Genomic DNA, 16640 nt, shown 5'->3' on the forward strand with positions numbered 1-16640 from the left:
AGGGGATCCATATGCTGAAGGGGTTCAAGGACTTCCTGCTCCGAGGAAACGTTCTGGATCTTGCCGTCGCCGTTGTCGTCGGCGCGGCGTTCACGGCGATCGTGACCGCGTTCACCAACAACATCATCAATCCGCTCGTGGCCGCAGTCGGCGGATCCGACGAACTGGGCTGGGGCCGGGAGATCATCCCCGGCAACGACGCGACGTTCGTCGACGTCGGCGCCGTGGTGACCGCGATCATCAACTTCGTCATCATCGCCGCCGTCGTGTACTTCGTGCTGATCGTGCCGGCGAACGCCGTCAAGGCTCGCTTCGCGACGGAGAAAGAGGACACGAAGGCCAGCGAGGCCGATCTCCTCATCCAGATCCGCGACATCCTCGCCGAGGGACGGATCGGTGAGGCAGCCGACTCGATCGATCCGGACGGCAAGCACTCCCGCGTCCCGGAATAGCCCGTTCCGACCCGTTCCGTCCTGTTTCCCTGGGAAACGCGACAGCACCATCATCACCACTCGAGCCCGCCCGGACATAACCGGGCGGGCTCGAGTGCTGTCAGCGAACCCCGTTGGAAGTCAGGCGATTCGGAGCGCTCAGAGAACCCAGGGCTTGCCGAACGTGGTGACGACGTCGCCGGCAGCGCTCTTGACCGTCACGTACGGCCGGATCGTCACAGGACCGACGACGCCCGTGGCACTGCCGTGAGCATTCGCGAACTGGATCTCGGTGGCCGCGCCGTCGAACTTGCCCTTGGCAACCTCGACGGTCTTCACTCCCCCGCCCGGCGCGAGCTCGAGATCCAGGCTCGGACCGAACGCGACCGACACGCCCGCACCACTCGCCTCGAGCTTGGGGACGAAGTTCATCTCGAGCTTGCCGCCCAGCGAGACCGGGTACGCGACCTGGTAGCCGGCGACGATCTCGCTGCCCTCGTACTTGTCGGCGCCGGAACCCTCGATCTTCGCGGCGGCCCTAAATCCGAACGGCCACCGGGATCACTCCAATTTCGCCGAAAGCACTCGGACTTCGGCATTTCCGAGCGGATCCCGGCCGAGATTAGACGGACCGGTCGCCAGGCAGACGCCAGTTCCCGTCGAAACGGGTTCACCATACGAACATTTGAACCGGTCAGTTTGTAAAGGCGCAGTTCGACGGCGTAGCCAATCCCTTCGGACCAAGATCGCTATGGTGCATCACACCCCCTCAACTGGGAAGGGGCCCGAAATCACGCTGCGCATTGCGTGTGAGCTGATCCTGCGGCCGACGACCGATGCAACGCGGAACGCTCACCGTGCACACGAGAATGCGCCGGGTATGCGTGATGAATCACACATACCCGACGCATTCCGGACTATTCCGAAAACAATCTATTGATTGAACTGAAGGTGGCGCGTCAGCCGTGGTGAGGGGGTACCTGACGCCGCAGCCATTCGTCCTGACCACCACTCGACGTCGAGGCCCCGTCGGAGGACCGTTCGTCCGAAGTCTGCTCGGGCAGCACGGTACCGAAGATGGCCTCGAGTCGGGCCCGGTCGACTCGCGACCGCCCACGAGGCCCCGACGTGGCCTTCGCCTCCGACGTCGACCCGGTATCCGTCTCGTCCGACATGGCTGGGGTGTGCACCCTTCCTACTCGTCGATGCTCGACAGCTGCCCGATGACGTGGCTAGCCAACGGAGTCAGCGTCGCCATCCCGTCGCGCACCGCGGCCCGCGAGGACGCGAGATTGACCACGAGGGTGCTGCCGGAGATCCCGACGAGTCCCCGCGAGATGACCGCATCCACAGCGCCCGCCGCGAGCCCGGAGGACCGCAGCGCCTCACTGATTCCCGGCAGCTCCCGGTCGAGGACCTCGGCGGTGGCGTCCGGCGTCACGTCACGCGGCGAGACGCCCGTCCCGCCGACCGAGATCACCAGGTCGACACCACCGATCACCGCGGTGTTGAGAGCGTTGCGGATCTCCACCTCGTCGGCGGTCACGGCAATCGTGGCATCCACCAGGAATCCGGCTTCGGTGAGCAGTTCGGTGACGAGCGGCCCCGTCGAGTCGACATCGCCGTGTGCGGTCCGATCGTCGACGATCACGACCAGCGCTCGTCCGGCCAACGGTGCTTCGAGTTCCATGGTCCCTACCGTAATGGCCGCATCCGAGTCAGTCGGGACCCGGCGGAGAATCCGTGTCAGCACCGGACGGTTTCCGGTCATCATCATCGTCCACCCGTGGTCGGCGCGGTGCCGAGCTGGACGTCGACCGTCTTCGAGTTACCCGAGGCGTCCTGATACGTCACGGTCACCTTGTCACCGGGCGCGTGGGAGCGGATCGCCGCGATCAGCGAGTCGCCACTCGTGATGATCCGGTCGTCGACCTTGGTGACGACGACACCCTTGGGGATGCCCGCCTTCTCGGCCGGTCCGCCCGCGGTGACGTCGACGACAGTCGCGCCGCCCGTGGACTCCTTGGCCGAGACCTGCACGCCGATGATCGCCTGCGTGGCCTTGCCCGTCTTGACCAGTTCGTCCGCGATACGGCGCGCCTGGTCGACGGGGATCGCGAAGCCGAGGCCGATCGAGCCACCCTGGCCGCCGGCGGTCGCGATCGCGGTGTTGATGCCGACGAGCTGGCCGTCCATGTTCACGAGCGCGCCGCCCGAGTTGCCGGGGTTGATCGCGGCGTCGGTCTGGATGGCGTCGATGACGGTGTTCTGGTTGCCCGTCTCACCGGTGGTCGACACCGGCCGGTCGAGCGCCGAGACGATACCGGAGGTGACGGTGCCCGCGAGTCCGAGCGGCGAACCGATCGCGACGACCTGCTCACCCACCTGAATGTTCTCGGAGGTGCCCAGTTCGACGGGGGTCAGACCCGACTTGCCGTCCGCCTTGATGACCGCGATGTCCGAGGTCGGGTCGGTGCCGACCAGCGTGGCCGGCGCGGTGGTCCCGTCGGCGAACGCGACCAGCAGCTTGCCGTCCGGCCCGCCACCGGCGACCACGTGGTTGTTGGTCATGATCAGGCCGTCGGACGAGATGACGACGCCCGAGCCCTCGCCCTCGCCGCGGGTTCCGGCCACCTGGATCTGCACCACGCTCGGCAGCACCTTGTTCGCGACCGCCTCGACCGAACCCGCCGGCGCATTGGACGCCGGACTGGTCTCGGGCTTGGGGACGTCGAGCGCATTCGAGACCGGAGCATTGCTGCCACCGTTCGACGACGTCGCGATCGACCCGACCGCCCCGCCGATGCCGCCGCTCACCAGCGCGAGGGCGATTGCGCCGGCGACCAGCGCGGACCGACCCGACTTGCGCGGCTCGGTGTGCGACGGCGCCCCGGTCGTGGGCAGCGTGCCCGTCGTGCCGATGCCCGGAATCTGCTCGGTGGGCTGGTAACCGGCCTGGTATCCGTGCTGGGGGTAGCCCGAGCCGGGTTGTCCTGCGCCCTGGTAGCCCTGGTTCTGGGGGTTCTGGGAGTAGTAGCCGCCACCCGAACGCCACTGGTCCTGCGGGCCGGGCTGGTGTCCGGCCTGGTAGGGCGCACCCTGCTGGGGATCGCCGTGTCGGGGAGTTCCCTGGTTGGGATTGGTTTCGCCGTGGGGGTTACGGTCGTCGGTCATCGCACCGCCTTCATTCGTGACCGCCGGGGATGGGGCGGTCGCAGTGTCTCGATCGGTGGTCGATCCGCTGCCGCAGAAGCCGTGAGGGAAACTGCAGCGGCGATCCGACTCACCGAGATCCCGGATCCGGTCCGGTCGCTGAATCCAGATTGCCCGGCACGGCTGAGAAGCCGCTGAGACGCTGCTTTCAGTTTCCCGTGTTCCTGACGAAGTGGCCAGGATCACATCCCGGACGTTCGGATCAGCGGCTGTCGGCCTCGGGTTCGCCCGGCAGGACGATTCGGATACGGGCACCGCCTCGGTCGGACGTCTCCACCGCGATGGTGCCGCCGTGCTTGACGACCACCTGCCGGACGATCGCCAGGCCGAGACCCGATCCGGGCATCGAACGTGACGCCGTCGACCGGTAGAACCGTTCGAAGACCAACTCCCGATCCTCGAACGGGATGCCGGGGCCAGCGTCGTCGACGACGAGTTCGAGCAGGCGGTCACCGATCTGTCGCATCGTGACCTGCACACGCTCCCCCGTCGGACTCCACTTCGCGGCGTTGTCCAGGACGTTGAGGACGGCCCGCGAGAGCCCGGCCTGGTCGCCGTAGATGAACCACGGAGTGGTGACGGCCTCGAAGTCGATCTCGTTCCGTCGGCGACGGGCCTTCTCCAGGGACCGCTCCACGACCTCGCTGAGATCGACCAGCTCGAAGACGGTCTCGGGGGCATCCTCGCGCGCGAGATCCACCAGGTCCCCGACGAGCGTGGAGAGCTCCTCGATCTGGGCTACGACGTCGGCGCGCAGGTCCGCCATGTCCTCGGCCGGAATGCTCGGCGCCCCCGGGCGACTCGATGCGATGAGCAGTTCCATGTTGGTCCGCAACGAGGTGAGCGGGGTACGCAGCTCGTGTCCGGCGTCGGCCACGAGCCGACTCTGCCGGACCCGTGATTCCGCGAGGGCGCGCAGCATCGTGTTGAAACTGGTTGTCAGGCGAGCCAGTTCGTCGTTGCCGGTGACCGGAATCGGGGTGAGATCGTCGGTGCGGGCCACGCGTTCGGTCGCTGCGGTCAGTCGTCCGATGGGTCTCAGACCCGTTCGGCCCACTGTCGTGCCGGCCGCCGCGGCGAGGACGACGCCGCATCCACCCACCACGAACAGCACCCAGGCAAGCCGGTCCAGCACGTCCTCGGTCGGCTCGAGCCGCTGCGCGATCACCAGGGTGCTGCCGTCACGCGTGCGCTCGGCGAGCACCCGGTTGCCCTCGACGGTGCGCAGCGAGAAGTCGCGCTGTCCTCGGGCAACCGCCATCTCGGCCGGGCCGATCGGAACCACCGAGCCGGGCGGGATGTACTTGTTCAGGTCCGGAAAGATCAGCGCCACACTGATATCGCTGGTGTATAGCGTCGCGCCAGCGATGTACCGCGGGTCGAAGGTGATGAGGTCGTTGTCGACGATCGCGGATGCCCGCGAACGCAGCTGGTTGTCGACGTCGGCGTACAGGGCGCGCGAGACCACGGCATACGCCGCCAGCGCCATGACGGCGACCGCGACGGCCACGACGGACGCCGCGAGCAACGTCACGCGCCACCGCAGGGACACCGACCGGGTGAGCGGCATCGGTGGCCGCATCTCGTGCCGGGGTGGGGGCATGGGACCGATCTGCGGACCGGTCGGGTTCGGGTCGGCGCCCGCGCGTCCGAAGGGGGTGACCATCACGGAGGAGTCTCCCGCAGCACGTATCCGACGCCGCGGACCGTGTGGATCAGTCGGGGCTCGCCCTCGGCTTCGGTCTTCCGACGCAGGTAACCGACGTACACCTCGAGCGCGTTCCCCGACGTCGGGAAGTCGTATCCCCACACCTCTTCCAGGATGCGGCTGCGGGAGAGCACCCGCCGGGGGTTCGCCATGAGCATCTCGAGGAGCGCGAACTCGGTGCGCGTGAGACTGATCGACCGACCGGCGCGGGTCACCTCGCGGGTGACGGGGTCCAGGGTCAGATCCTCGAACGTCATCGCCTCGGAATCCTCACCGGCAGCCGGGGACGCGCGGCGCAGCAGGGCCCGCAGCCGAGCCAGCAACTCCTCGAGCGCGAACGGCTTGGGCAGGTAGTCGTCGGCACCCGCGTCGAGGCCGGCCACCCGCTCCGACACCGAATCGCGCGCCGTGAGAACGAGAATCGGAAGATCGTCACCCGTGCTTCGCAGGCGCCGGCACACTTCCAATCCGTCGAGTCTCGGCATCATGACGTCGAGCACCAGGGCGTCGGGACGCGATGCGGACACCTTCTCGAGCGCATCCACGCCGTCGACGGCGAGATCGACCGTGTACCCGTTGAAGCTCAGGGAACGCCGCAGTGACTCCCGAACAGCCCGGTCGTCGTCGACCACCAAAATGCGCATGCGGCCATTTTGGCCCCACCGACTGAGATCCCGCTGAGAGGATCCCGTTCACCAGACCGGCGTGTCGCGTCAGTCACGCGGCAGCCTCGGTCCCGGCAGGCTCCAGTGCCGCCACAACGCTGCCAACCGAACGGTCGTCGCGACCACGGTGCCGACCACCAACGCGGTGTTGCCGGTCAGGCCCGCCTCGGACCCGGCGACCACCAGCGTCGCACCGAGCAGCGCGGGAATCGCGTAGAAGTCGCGGTGCAGCAGCAACGGCACCTCGTTGACGAGCACGTCGCGCAGGATGCCGCCGCCGATGGCCGCGGTCGCACCGATCAGCACGGATGCGAGGGCACCGGCGCCCGCCCCGAGCGCGATCGTCGCACCCGTGCTCGCGAACAGTCCCATCCCCAGCGCGTCGAGCACGAGGATCTCGCGTCGCAGCCGCCCGATCGCCGAATGCACGAAGAACACGATCACTGACGTCGCCGCCGCGGTCCCGAACAGCGGCCAACTCGTGAGTGACGTCGGCGGGTGGATGCCGAGCAGCACGTCGCGCACGATGCCGCCGCCGATGCCGGTGAACACGCCGACGACACAGACCCCGAAGACGTCGAACCGCTTGGTCACCCCGACCAGCGCGCCGGACGCGGCGAACACGGCGATGCCCGCGAGCTCGAGGATCTTCAGCAGCACGCGGACAGCGTCGCACGGACCGGCGCGCCAGGGGTCACAGTCGGCCGGGATCGATCCGGCCGAGCCGGACCGCACGGACCAGACGTCGGGGGACGCGATGAGTCCGGCCGTCGACGGTCACCGTCACCAGGTCCGGGGCGATCGCCTTCCACCGGGACCGTCGGCTGCGGGTGTCGGCACGCGACATGCGCCGCTTGGGTACCGCCATCGTTCAGCCCTCCCGGGGTCCGCGGCCGACACGGCGGCCGAACCGCCGCTCGAACTTCTCGACCCGCCCCTGCCGATCGACCAGACGACTCGTGCCGGTCCAGAAGGGATGCGAATCGCTCGTGACGTCGACGACGACGAGCGGCCGGACGGTGCCGTCGACCCATTCGACGGTGTGGTCGGTCGCCGCAGTCGATCGGGTGAGGAAGGCATGCCCGGTCGTCGAGTCCTGGAAGACCACCGGCCGGTACTCGGGGTGGATGCCTGGTTTCATCGCTTCGTTTCTCCGTTCGTGTTTCGGTGTTCGGCGCTTCGGTGGTCGGCGCTTCGTTGTTCGGTTCCGAGGCCCGCGCCGGCGATCCGACCGACCGGATCGGGGTCCGCGCACGGGTCCTCGTGGAACTCCCCGAACGGGTCTTCCCACGTGGACCATGCCGACTCGTCGGCCAGCTCCCGCTCGGTGAGCAGCGCCCAGTCGAGGGCGCCCGTCACCGCGTCCGGGTCGGCGTCGTGGACGAGCACCACGAGCGAGGTGTCCCGGTCGCCGAACCGCTCGTCCCAGCCCAGCGCCGCCATCGCACGCCGTTCGTCGTCGGCGGCCGCGAGTTCGTCCTCCGTCATCGCGGCCAGCCAACGGTCCGCACTCGCCACGCGTAGGCCCCCACCGGCGGATTCGAGCCAGAGCGCGACGTCGGATCGGGTCGCGAGCCACATGCGCCCACGCGCCGTGACGACACCGTCGAGCAGGACGTCGATCGCCTCGTGCAGCCGCCCGGGATGAAAGGGACGTCGGGCCGTGAACTCGACGAGTGACACCCCGTGCTCGGCGTGCAGTGGCGGGCCACCCCGCAACAGCGGCGCGTGCGTGCCGAAGATCCGGCCGCGTCGGGCGTCCGCCGGGATGAGCGGCAGCAACGCAGCTGCGTCGGGCGTCCCGGAGATCGGCGCACCCGGTGCGAGACGGGCGAGGACTGCACGCAGCCGGTGCGACAGCCACGGCTCGCCGGTGTCGTCGTCGACCACGAGCGCGTCAGCGAACGCCACCTGCCCGACCGCCACCTGGGCCACGGTCCGGTCATCGTCGAGGTCGTCGTCGCCGGTGGCGGCAAGCCACCACTCCCCGGCGTCTAGGCACGTCACAACCGCATCCACGCGTACGTCGCGGACCGCGGGCCCGTCGAGTTGTCCGACCACGCCGACCACCGGGACGTGTTCGATCGCCCAACACACCGCCTCCGGTTCCAGTGCGTGGTCGAGCTCGAGCACGATCCGGTCCACCGAACTGCGCGCGTGGAGACGGCGCAACAGCGGCAACAGGTCGTGACGCAGCGTGCACGACACGCACCCGTGCGCGAGCTCGAGGATCTCGGTCCGCACCTCGGGGGCCTCGACCGATCCAGTCGTCACGGTGCGGCGGACCACCCCCTCGCGGAGCTGCCCGAGGTCGTGATGGATCACGACCGTGCCCACCCGACCGTCACCCAGCAGCGAGAGGGCCGTCCGATGGACCGGCCCGCTCCAGCCCGCGACGAGAACCAACGGTGTGCGGCCGTCCGGCACGTCAGCCACAGCCACCCCTTTCGAAAACGATTGTCATTACCGATTCACGAGGCTACACTTCGATCGCGCTTGTCGACAATCGTTTTCATTAATCGTTCGAGTTCGGCCCTCATGGACCGGAGAGGAAGTCCCATGCCCGCTCGCTGTCAGGTCACCGGACGCACCCCGGGATTCGGCAGGTCCGTGTCCCATTCGCACCGGCGCACCAGCCGCCGCTGGAACCCCAACATCCAGAAGAAGACATACTTCGTGCCCAGCCGAGGCCGACGAATCACATTGACGCTGACCCCGAAGGGCATCCGCACCATCGACCGGGACGGCATCGAGGCCGTCGTCGCCCGCATGCGGGCCGCAGGAGAGAAGGTCTGACCATGGCAGGCAACGAGGTCCGCCCCGTCATCAAGCTGGTCTCGACCGCGGGGACCGGATATCGGTACGTCACCCGCAAGAACCGCCGCAACGACCCCGACCGGATGGTGCTGCGGCGCTACGACCCCGTGATCCGTCGGCACGTCGATTTCCGAGAGGAGCGCTGACGCGGTGGCAAAGAAGTCGAAGATCGCACGGAACGAACACCGTAGGGCCGTCGTCGCGCGGTACGCGCCGGTGCGCGCCGAACTGAAGGAGACAATCCGCCGACCGTCCAGCTCGGCCGAGGAACGCGCCGAAGCCCAGTACCGGCTTCGGCAGCTTCCCCGGGACGCGAGTCCGGTAAGATTGCGCAATCGAGACGCTGCGGATGGACGTCCGCGCGGTCACCTGCGGAAGTTCGGTCTGTCCCGCGTGCGGATGCGCGAGATGGCACATCGTGGGGAACTGCCAGGCGTACACAAGTCGAGCTGGTAAGGAAGAGCAATGGCAGTCAAGAGAGCACCGTCGAAGAAGGCGCGCAGCGAACAGGGCCGCCGTCCCAAGAAGAACCCGCTGATCACCGCGGGCGTCGAGACCGTCGACTACAAGGACATCAACCTGCTCCGCACGTTCATCTCCGATCGCGGCAAGATCCGCAGCCGCCGCGTCACGGGCCTCACCCCGCAGCAGCAGCGTCAGGTGGCCGTCGCGGTGAAGAACGCCCGCGAGATGGCACTGCTGCCCTTCACCAGCCGGTAGCACACACGCTCTGCCGAAAGGCCGCGCAGTCGAGGCGACTGTGCGGCCTTTCGTCGTTTCCGGCGTGGTCGCACCGCCGTCCGGGGGCCGCGCTAGATTCTCCGGGTGTCGTTCTCGCTCCGTACCGCCGTTCTCCTCACCGCGACCGCCCTGACCGTGGGTGGTGTCGCAGCCTGCTCGTCCGACTCGTCGACGACCACCGGCGACGGTGGCCGTGCCGGTTGCATCACCGACTTCGATGCGAACACCGACTACTTCCCCGACAAGCAGACTGTCGACTACGCCGAGAACTTCGACATCGAGTACCACAACTCGTACCAGGTGCTCACCGTCCGCCAGCCCGGGCAAGCCGACGAGTCGTACGTGCTCACCCGCTGCGGCGCCCCGAAACCGGAGCTGACCGGCGACCTCGCCGGCGCTCAGCAGATCGCGACGCCGGTGACCGACCTGTTCGCCGAGTCGACGACCCACCTGCCCAGCCTCGAGGCCCTCGGCAAGCTCGATGCCCTCACCGGCTTCGCGAGCGCCGACTACGTCTACAGCGAGACCGCCCGGGCTCACATCGCCGACGACGACGTCACCCAGTTCGCGACCGCCGGACAGGTGGACGCCGAGGCCGTGGTCGCACAGGGCCCGCAGGCGTTCGTCACCGGCGGTTTCGAGGATCCGGCGTTTCCCGTGATCGAGCGGGCAGGCATCCCGGTCCTCGACAACTATGACTGGCTCGAGACCGATCCGCGGGGCCGCTCCGAGTGGATCAAGTTCTTCGCGGCCCTGACCGGCACGGAGAAGCAGGCCACCGAGACGTTCGACGGGATCGTCACGGACTACGACAAGTACACGACGCTGGCGGCGAACCAGACGCCGGTCTCGATCGTGCCGGGCCTGCCCTACCAGGGTGCGTGGTCGGTGCCGCTCGCGAGCTACTCCAACGAGTTGTACGCGACGGCCCGCATCACCCACCCGTGGATGACCGATCCGGGCACCGGCAGCCTGCAGACCGACCTCGAGACGGTCTTCGCCCGCGCCGGGGACGCACCGGTCGCGATCAGCAACTCCTCCAACAGGACCAAGGCCGAGGCGATCGCCGCGGAGCCGCGGCTCGCCGAGTTCGCGGCCTTCCGCGACGGGCAGGTGTGGACGTCGTCGAAGCGGATCACCGACGCCGGCGCCATCGACATCTACGAGCAGGGCGTCCTGCGCCCCGACCTGGTGCTGGCCGACCTGATCGCGATCGCCCATCCGGACCTGATGCCCGGCCACGAGTTCACCTTCTACAGCCGCCTGCAGTGAACCGCACCGCAGCTGCGCTGACCGCACTGGCCGCGTTCGTCTTCGTCGCGGTCGTGCTCGCGGTGTCGGTGGGTTCGGTGACCATCCCGTTCGGCGCCACCGCGCGGTACCTGTTCACCGGGGATGCGGGCAACGCGCGCTGGACCACGCTCATCGCGGACATCCGCCTCCCCCGCGTCGTCACCGCGGCGTGCGCGGGCGCCGCGCTCGCCGTCGCGGGCCTGCTGATGCAGACGCTGTTCGCGAACCCGCTCGCCGACCCGTACATCCTCGGGGTGTCATCCGGCGCGAGTCTCGGTGTCGCGCTGGTCGTGCTCGGCTCCGGGGCCGGTGCGGGCGTGTTCGCGGCCGTGGCCGGCACCGGACGCCTGGGGATCGCGGCGGCCGCGGCCATCGGCGCGCTCGTGGTGCTGCTCGTGGTGCTGGCGATCTCGCGATGGATCCGATCGGTCGTGACGCTGCTGATCGTCGGCGTCATGGTCGGCTCGGTCACCAGCGCCGTCGTGTCCCTGCTCGTCGCCTTCTCGCAGCCCGCGCAGATGCAGCAGTTCATCCTGTGGAGTCTGGGGTCGTACTCCGGCGCGTCGTGGTCCGATCTGCGCGTGCTGATCCCCGCCGTTGCCGTCGGGATCGTGTTGGCGGCCACCCTGGTGCGCCCGCTCAATGCGATGCTGCTCGGCGAGGACTACGCCAACTCGATGGGCGTGCACCTACTGCGCACCCGCACCGTCGCGATCACGTCCGCCGCACTGCTGGCCGGCGCAGTCACCGCATTCTGCGGGCCCATCGCCTTCCTCGGCATCGCGGTCCCGCATCTCACGCGCCTCGCGCTCGGCACGTCCGATCACCGGGTGCTGCTGCCCGGCGCCGTTCTGATGGGGGCCGCGGTATCGCTGTTGTGCTCGGTGGTGGCGCAGTTGCCGGGTCGTGACGGGGTGCTGCCCCTCAACGTCGTGACGGCACTGGTCGGGGCGCCGGTCGTGATCCTCGTCCTGATGCGATCGCGGCAGACCAAGGCGGGCATGGCATGACCCTCGTGCTCGACGACGTCACGGTGGGCTACCCCGGGCGGCCACCGCGAGAGATCCTCAGCGGACTGCATCTCACCGCGCATTCCGGGCAGGTCACCGCACTGCTCGGCCCCAACGGCGCCGGCAAGTCGACACTGCTGCGCTCGGTGGCCGGTCTGCAGCGGATCCTCCACGGGTCGGCCCGACTCGACGACGTCGACATCACGAAGCTGTCTCCGGCCGAGCGGGCCCGTCGAGTCGCGGTGGTCCTCACCGACCGCGTCGACGGTGGACTGCTCACCGGCGGCGAGATCGCCGCACTCGGACGACTCCCCCACCAGGGCTTCGCGTCCCGCCTCAGCTCCGCCGAACGGCAGCTGATCGCCGACAGCCTCGACCGGATGGGCGCCGCAGACCTCACCGACGTCCGCCTCCACGAGATGTCCGACGGCCAGCGTCAGCGGGTGCTGATCGCGCGCGCACTCGTGCAGCAACCGTCACTGCTGGTGCTCGACGAGCCCAGCGCCTTCCTCGACGTCGCAGCCCGCGTGGAACTGTTGGCACTGCTCGAGGAGATCGCCACCGACGCCGGCATCACGGTGCTGCTGTCGACGCACGACGTCGAACTGGTCCTGCGAACCGCACAGCACGTCTGGCTCGCGGCCGGAGACGGCACCGTGGTCGACGGCACCCCCACCGCCCTGATCGACTCGGGCGCGATCCGGCGGGCCTTCGACTCGCGGCGGGTCCGTTTCGACCCCACCGACGGCATCTTCCGGCTCGGCGAAAGCTAAGCGCCCGAACCGTTCTCGGCGTCCGGTCGTGGCGCGATCTCGTGCAGCATCGCATCGGACGTGACCCATTTGCCGGTGCGGACGAGTTCCTCGATCACGAGGTCGAACGCGTCGACGAGCCACTCGTGCCGGGCCTCGACGAGCGCGACGTCTCCGCCGGCCTGTTCCTCGAAGAAGCGCACCAGCCAGATATCCTGGGCGTCCGGGTCGTTGTTCAGACCGTGCTCGGAATTGGTGGCCAGCACGTACATGCTGAAGGCGAAGTCGACGCGGATCGCGTACTCGCCGCCGATGTTGACGACGCTGGTCGGCCGATGCGTCGCAGCCGCCAACGCGGTCATCGCGTCGGCGTAACGGTCGGAGTATTCCTGCGTGCGTGGCACTGGCGATCGTCCTTCGGGTAGGTGCAACTTCAGACGAGGTGCAAACTGAACGCTACACAGCCGACCCGATCGCCTCGACGGCCGACCGCAGACGTGCGTTCTCGGCCGTCAACTTCTCCTGCTCGTCCTCGAGCTCGAGAATGCGCCCGATGCCGGTGAGATTCACACCGAGGGAGACCAGTTCGCTGATCCGAGCGAGTCGATGCAGGTCGTCCTCGCTGTAGCGGCGGGTACCGCCACCGGTGCGCGAAGGCGCGATCAAGCCGCGACTCTCGTACAGACGCAACGTCTGCGGGCCGATACCGGCCAGTTCGGATGTCACCGAGATGCCGTACACACCACGCTTCGACCGGGTCGATTCATCCGGCGATTGGATTCCCACGCGACGAACGGTATCAGCGTCGCCCACAAGGAATCTGAGGTGGTTCGCATAGCTAACTTGCATGCGCGAGGTCAGAGCAACAGGTACGGGTGATAAAAAAACCGACCGGTCTTGTATTTTCTTGTCCGGCTGTTTACGCTCAGCAAAGTCGTTCAACTGTTCAGCACATGGACGAGGGGGCGACGCCTGTACCCATGGGGGGATCACAGGGGGTGGCGTCGTAATTTTTCGACAGCGACGACGCCGCATCGACTAATGACATCCCGGACCGGCCTTCGGCCGCATCCGACCGGGGCGTCGAACCATGTCCACTACTCCCACAGAGGTGAGTGAAGTATGTCCAAGAACGCATTCCGCATCGGATCCGCTGCGGCGATCCTCGGCGCCGCCGCCCTCGTCGCACCCGCCCTCGCCGGCGCCTCGTCGACCGGATCGCTCGGCTCCACCGGATCGCTCGGCTCGAGCGAGGCGCCGGAAGGAATCGCCTGCGCAGAGCTGTCGACCGCGACCGCCCCCAACGGCTGGGGAATCCCGTTCGACGACGAGAAGAGGCAGATTGCCTACCACTCCGCCGAGAAGGTCCTCGACGACGACGGCTCGCTGAAGCTCGAGGTCAACGGCCCCGCCGACCGGTCGGTCAGCTACCACGAGGCCGGGGGCATCAAGCTGTCCGACGCCGTCAAGCACGAGATCGGTTTCTCCGAACGCGCCGAGAACCCGACGGCCGTGTTCCAGCTCCGGCTGACCGGGACCAGCGAGAACACGAGTTTCGCGAACGGCTTCACGACCCTGGTCTGGGTCCCGGACGCCGGCGCTGTCGACACGTCCGACGGCGGCACCCACGTGAACCTGCAGGACGGCAAGTGGTGGAGCACGAAGAGCATCGCCGGCGCCAAGGACCGCGCGCTGGTGCCGCTCGCCGAGATCGCCGCGGCCAACCCGAACGCGGTCGTCGACCACTACGGCGTGAGCATCGGCCGCGGATCCGAGGCGACCTCGACGCTGGTCGACGCCGTGAAGTTCAACGGCTGCACCACGAACTTCGCGCTCGAGGATCCGGCGCCGAGCGCGTCCGGTTCGCTGGGCTCGCTGGACACCGGCTCGCTCGGCTCCCTGGGGTCGACCAGCACCGGCTCGCTCGGTTCGCTGGACCTCGGCTCGCTGAACACCGGTTCGCTCGGTTCCTGATCCGATTGCGCGACAAGTAGGCCCCCACCTCGTCGGCGCGCCGATGAGGTGGGGGCTCGGTTGTCGTGTCGCAGACCGGCGAATCGGCGACTCGACGGGCGGACGCACGACCGGCGATTAGCGGCGGTAAGCTTCTCGAACTGGGTTGATCATGCAGGTCGGCGCCACAATTGAAGCGAAGGATGTAGGCGTGTCGGGCGTGGTGGCAGGGTTCACGGTCATCTTCGTCGTCATCGCTATCGGGTTCTTCCTGGGGCGCACCGGCACGCTCGGCGAGCACGGGCAGTTCGTCCTCAGCCGACTGGTGTTCTTCGTCGCGACACCGGCGCTGCTGTTCGACACCCTCGCCAACTCCGACCTGTCGGTGGTCGTCTCGCCGACCCTCGCGGTGGCCGCGGCCACGGCATTCGCGGTCGCGGGCATCTATCTCGTCATCGCGAGGCTGTGGCTACGCAGACCGCTTCCCGAACTGACGGTCGGCGCGCTCGCGTCGTCGTACGTGAACTCGGCGAACCTCGGCATTCCCATCGCGGTGTTCGTCCTCGGCGACGCGTCGTTCGTCGCACCCCTGCTGCTGTTCCAGATCATGATCTTCTCGCCGATCGCCCTGACGGTTCTCGACGTCAGCACGATGCGCGAGGGCAGCTCCCGGCTCGAGACGATCACCGCACCGTTCAAGAACCCGATCGTGCTGGCCGGCGCCGCCGGACTGGCTGTCGCGGTGTCGAACTGGACGCCCCCGGAGGCACTGATGCAGCCGTTCCGGCTCATCGGCGGCGCCTCGGTCCCCGGCGCGCTGCTCGCGTTCGGGCTGTCGCTGTACGGCGTGCGCGTGCTCGAGAAGGGTGCCAGTCCGCGCCGCGATGTGGCACTCGCGTCGGTCCTCAAGATCTGCGTGCAACCGGTCCTCGCGTACGTGATGGCCCGCTTCCTGCTGGGCCTCGACGGGCACGAGCTGTTCGCGATCGTGGTCGTCTCCACCCTGCCGACCGCGCAGAACGTCTTCGTCTATGCGAGCCGCTACCAACGCGGCATGGTCCTGGCCCGCGACGCCGCCTTCGTCACCACCCTCGCGTCGATTCCCGCGATCGCCCTCGTGGCAGCGCTGTTGGCCTGACGCCCGCAGCGTCACTCGATGCGATCGAAGTCGGCGGTCCACACCCGTTGCAGCATGTGCCAGTCGGCCGGGTGGGCGGCGATGCCTGCGGCGAAGCGGTCTGCCAATGCCTGTGTCGTGCACTGCACCCCGCCGACGGTGTCGACCGGGGCGCCGACGTGGAAGCCCCAGCCGTCCGGGGTGAACCAGCAGTTCACCGGCAGCAGTGGTGCGCCGGTGTCGATCGCGAGCCGGGCCGGGCCGGCCGGCATCCGGGCGGATTCGCCGAAGAAGGAGACCGGCACGCCCGTGCCGGTCACGTCGCGTTCGGCGAGCAGCCCGACGATCCGCCCCTGCCGCAGCCGCGCGGTCAGCTGCTCGATCGGCGGCGTCTCGGTGCCGGTGAGTGGGATGATCTCGAAACCCAGCTGCTCGCGGAACCGGACGAAGCGCTTGAACAGCGATTCCGGACGGAGGCGCTCGGCGACGACGACGGGAGGGCCCACCCGCTGCGCCACCCATACTCCCGCCAGATCCCAGTTGCCACTGTGCGGTAGGGCCAGCACCGCCCCGCTGCCACACGCGACCGCCTCGTGGATGTGTTCGAGCCCGGTGGCCGAGGATTCGATGCTCTCGGCCAACCGCACCGGATCCATCGACGGCAGCCGGAAGGCTTCGCACCAGTAGCGGGCGTAGGAGCGCAGGCTCGCGTGCACGAGGCCGTCGGGCACCTGCGCCGGCGTGGCGGACAGCACTCGGGCCAGATTGCGCCGCAACTGATCCGGACCTCCGTTGCGGGCCGCGCGATCGGCCGCAGCGTCGAACAGGCGCCTCGCCCACCACTGGGGCAGGGCGCGCACCAGGCGCCAACCGGCCGCGTACCCGAGATCCCAGGCTCGATCCTTCGGCTTCATTGATCACCACCGGCGTCGTCGGCCGC

Annotated in this window: 22 protein-coding genes and 1 pseudogene; 10 read left to right on the forward strand and 13 right to left on the reverse strand. The window is 68.4% G+C overall.

What is annotated here, in order from left to right:
* Nucleotides 1–11 precede the first annotated feature (11 nt).
* Entirely contained in the window at nucleotides 12–452 is a 441-nt protein-coding gene (gene mscL / locus J2X34_RS08865) for a large-conductance mechanosensitive channel protein MscL (RefSeq protein ID WP_114718212.1), read from the forward strand.
* A gap of 138 nt (nucleotides 453–590) precedes the next feature.
* Here mscL and J2X34_RS08870 read toward each other — a convergent pair.
* The 10 genes and pseudogenes from J2X34_RS08870 to mrf form a co-directional block, all read right to left on the reverse strand.
* Nucleotides 591–959, reverse strand: a pseudogene (locus tag J2X34_RS08870) (MspA family porin); the annotation flags it as partial.
* A 431-nt stretch (nucleotides 960–1390) separates the two neighbouring features.
* A complete protein-coding gene (locus tag J2X34_RS08875; RefSeq protein ID WP_174907144.1) occupies nucleotides 1391–1606 on the reverse strand; it encodes a hypothetical protein in 216 nt (71 codons plus the stop codon).
* A 20-nt stretch (nucleotides 1607–1626) separates the two neighbouring features.
* On the reverse strand, nucleotides 1627–2121 hold the full coding sequence (locus tag J2X34_RS08880; protein ID WP_254622834.1) for a MogA/MoaB family molybdenum cofactor biosynthesis protein: 495 nt from the start codon (nucleotides 2119–2121) through the stop codon (nucleotides 1627–1629).
* A gap of 83 nt (nucleotides 2122–2204) precedes the next feature.
* Nucleotides 2205–3605: a S1C family serine protease gene (locus J2X34_RS08885; RefSeq protein ID WP_114718209.1), complete on the reverse strand. Its 1401-nt coding sequence runs from the start codon at nucleotides 3603–3605 to the stop codon at nucleotides 2205–2207.
* 241 nt (nucleotides 3606–3846) lie between these two features.
* Nucleotides 3847–5310, reverse strand: coding sequence for a HAMP domain-containing sensor histidine kinase (locus J2X34_RS08890; RefSeq protein WP_429516779.1), 1464 nt, complete (start codon nucleotides 5308–5310; stop codon nucleotides 3847–3849).
* Nucleotides 5310–5996, reverse strand: a complete 687-nt coding sequence (locus J2X34_RS08895; protein ID WP_114718207.1) for a response regulator transcription factor — start codon at nucleotides 5994–5996, stop codon at nucleotides 5310–5312. The genes J2X34_RS08890 and J2X34_RS08895 overlap by 1 nt, the downstream gene beginning before the upstream one ends.
* A gap of 69 nt (nucleotides 5997–6065) precedes the next feature.
* Entirely contained in the window at nucleotides 6066–6677 is a 612-nt protein-coding gene (locus J2X34_RS08900; RefSeq protein ID WP_174908790.1) for a trimeric intracellular cation channel family protein, read from the reverse strand.
* A 34-nt stretch (nucleotides 6678–6711) separates the two neighbouring features.
* Nucleotides 6712–6885 carry a 50S ribosomal protein L32 gene (gene rpmF, locus J2X34_RS08905; RefSeq protein ID WP_429516658.1) on the reverse strand — a complete coding sequence of 58 codons (174 nt, stop codon included), beginning with the start codon at nucleotides 6883–6885 and terminating at the stop codon, nucleotides 6712–6714.
* A gap of 3 nt (nucleotides 6886–6888) precedes the next feature.
* The gene (locus J2X34_RS08910; protein ID WP_174908788.1) at nucleotides 6889–7158 is read right to left on the reverse strand and encodes a type B 50S ribosomal protein L31; all 270 of its coding nucleotides are present in this window, start codon (nucleotides 7156–7158) and stop codon (nucleotides 6889–6891) included.
* Nucleotides 7155–8459, reverse strand: a complete 1305-nt coding sequence (gene mrf / locus J2X34_RS08915) for a ribosome hibernation factor-recruiting GTPase MRF (protein WP_429516660.1) — start codon at nucleotides 8457–8459, stop codon at nucleotides 7155–7157. Before mrf ends, J2X34_RS08910 begins: the two co-directional genes overlap by 4 nt.
* Before the next feature lie 117 nt (nucleotides 8460–8576).
* On the opposite strand from mrf, the gene rpmB reads away from it, so the two are divergent.
* The 7 genes from rpmB (at nucleotide 8577) to J2X34_RS08950 (ending at nucleotide 12651) form a co-directional block, all read left to right on the forward strand.
* Entirely contained in the window at nucleotides 8577–8813 is a 237-nt protein-coding gene (gene rpmB / locus J2X34_RS08920) for a 50S ribosomal protein L28 (RefSeq protein ID WP_114718203.1), read from the forward strand.
* Between the two features lie 2 nt (nucleotides 8814–8815).
* A complete protein-coding gene (gene rpmG, locus J2X34_RS08925) occupies nucleotides 8816–8980 on the forward strand; it encodes a 50S ribosomal protein L33 (protein ID WP_114718202.1) in 165 nt (54 codons plus the stop codon).
* Nucleotides 8981–8984: 4 nt separating this feature from the next.
* The gene (gene rpsN / locus J2X34_RS08930; RefSeq protein ID WP_114718201.1) at nucleotides 8985–9290 is read left to right on the forward strand and encodes a 30S ribosomal protein S14; all 306 of its coding nucleotides are present in this window, start codon (nucleotides 8985–8987) and stop codon (nucleotides 9288–9290) included.
* Between the two features lie 9 nt (nucleotides 9291–9299).
* Complete coding sequence (gene rpsR / locus J2X34_RS08935; RefSeq protein WP_114718200.1) at nucleotides 9300–9554, forward strand: 30S ribosomal protein S18; 255 nt, start codon at nucleotides 9300–9302, stop codon at nucleotides 9552–9554.
* A gap of 105 nt (nucleotides 9555–9659) precedes the next feature.
* A complete protein-coding gene (locus tag J2X34_RS08940; RefSeq protein WP_429516664.1) occupies nucleotides 9660–10847 on the forward strand; it encodes an ABC transporter substrate-binding protein in 1188 nt (395 codons plus the stop codon).
* Nucleotides 10844–11878 (forward strand): iron chelate uptake ABC transporter family permease subunit, encoded by a 1035-nt coding sequence (locus tag J2X34_RS08945; RefSeq protein WP_429516666.1) that lies wholly within the window; start codon nucleotides 10844–10846, stop codon nucleotides 11876–11878. Before J2X34_RS08940 ends, J2X34_RS08945 begins: the two co-directional genes overlap by 4 nt.
* Nucleotides 11875–12651, forward strand: a complete 777-nt coding sequence (locus tag J2X34_RS08950) for an ABC transporter ATP-binding protein (protein WP_174908781.1) — start codon at nucleotides 11875–11877, stop codon at nucleotides 12649–12651. Before J2X34_RS08945 ends, J2X34_RS08950 begins: the two co-directional genes overlap by 4 nt.
* Here the strand turns inward: J2X34_RS08950 and J2X34_RS08955 are convergent.
* Together J2X34_RS08955 and J2X34_RS08960 are read right to left on the reverse strand one after the other, a co-directional pair.
* Complete coding sequence (locus J2X34_RS08955; RefSeq protein ID WP_114718196.1) at nucleotides 12648–13034, reverse strand: hypothetical protein; 387 nt, start codon at nucleotides 13032–13034, stop codon at nucleotides 12648–12650. The two genes, J2X34_RS08950 and J2X34_RS08955, sit on opposite strands and share 4 nt — an antisense overlap.
* Before the next feature lie 52 nt (nucleotides 13035–13086).
* Nucleotides 13087–13416 carry a MerR family transcriptional regulator gene (locus J2X34_RS08960; RefSeq protein WP_254622833.1) on the reverse strand — a complete coding sequence of 110 codons (330 nt, stop codon included), beginning with the start codon at nucleotides 13414–13416 and terminating at the stop codon, nucleotides 13087–13089.
* 336 nt (nucleotides 13417–13752) lie between these two features.
* Between J2X34_RS08960 and J2X34_RS08965 the strand changes: the two genes are divergently transcribed.
* Together J2X34_RS08965 and J2X34_RS08970 are read left to right on the forward strand one after the other, a co-directional pair.
* Nucleotides 13753–14604, forward strand: coding sequence for a hypothetical protein (locus J2X34_RS08965; RefSeq protein WP_429516669.1), 852 nt, complete (start codon nucleotides 13753–13755; stop codon nucleotides 14602–14604).
* Between the two features lie 190 nt (nucleotides 14605–14794).
* Nucleotides 14795–15721, forward strand: coding sequence for an AEC family transporter (locus J2X34_RS08970; protein ID WP_429516671.1), 927 nt, complete (start codon nucleotides 14795–14797; stop codon nucleotides 15719–15721).
* An 11-nt stretch (nucleotides 15722–15732) separates the two neighbouring features.
* On the opposite strand, the gene J2X34_RS08975 is transcribed toward J2X34_RS08970, so the two are convergent.
* The gene (locus J2X34_RS08975; RefSeq protein ID WP_429516673.1) at nucleotides 15733–16614 is read right to left on the reverse strand and encodes a phosphatidylinositol mannoside acyltransferase; all 882 of its coding nucleotides are present in this window, start codon (nucleotides 16612–16614) and stop codon (nucleotides 15733–15735) included.
* Nucleotides 16615–16640: the final 26 nt, after the last annotated feature.

Origin of the sequence: Rhodococcus sp. BE178 (genome assembly GCF_050433545.1) — a bacterium.
Classification (GTDB): domain Bacteria; phylum Actinomycetota; class Actinomycetes; order Mycobacteriales; family Mycobacteriaceae; genus Prescottella.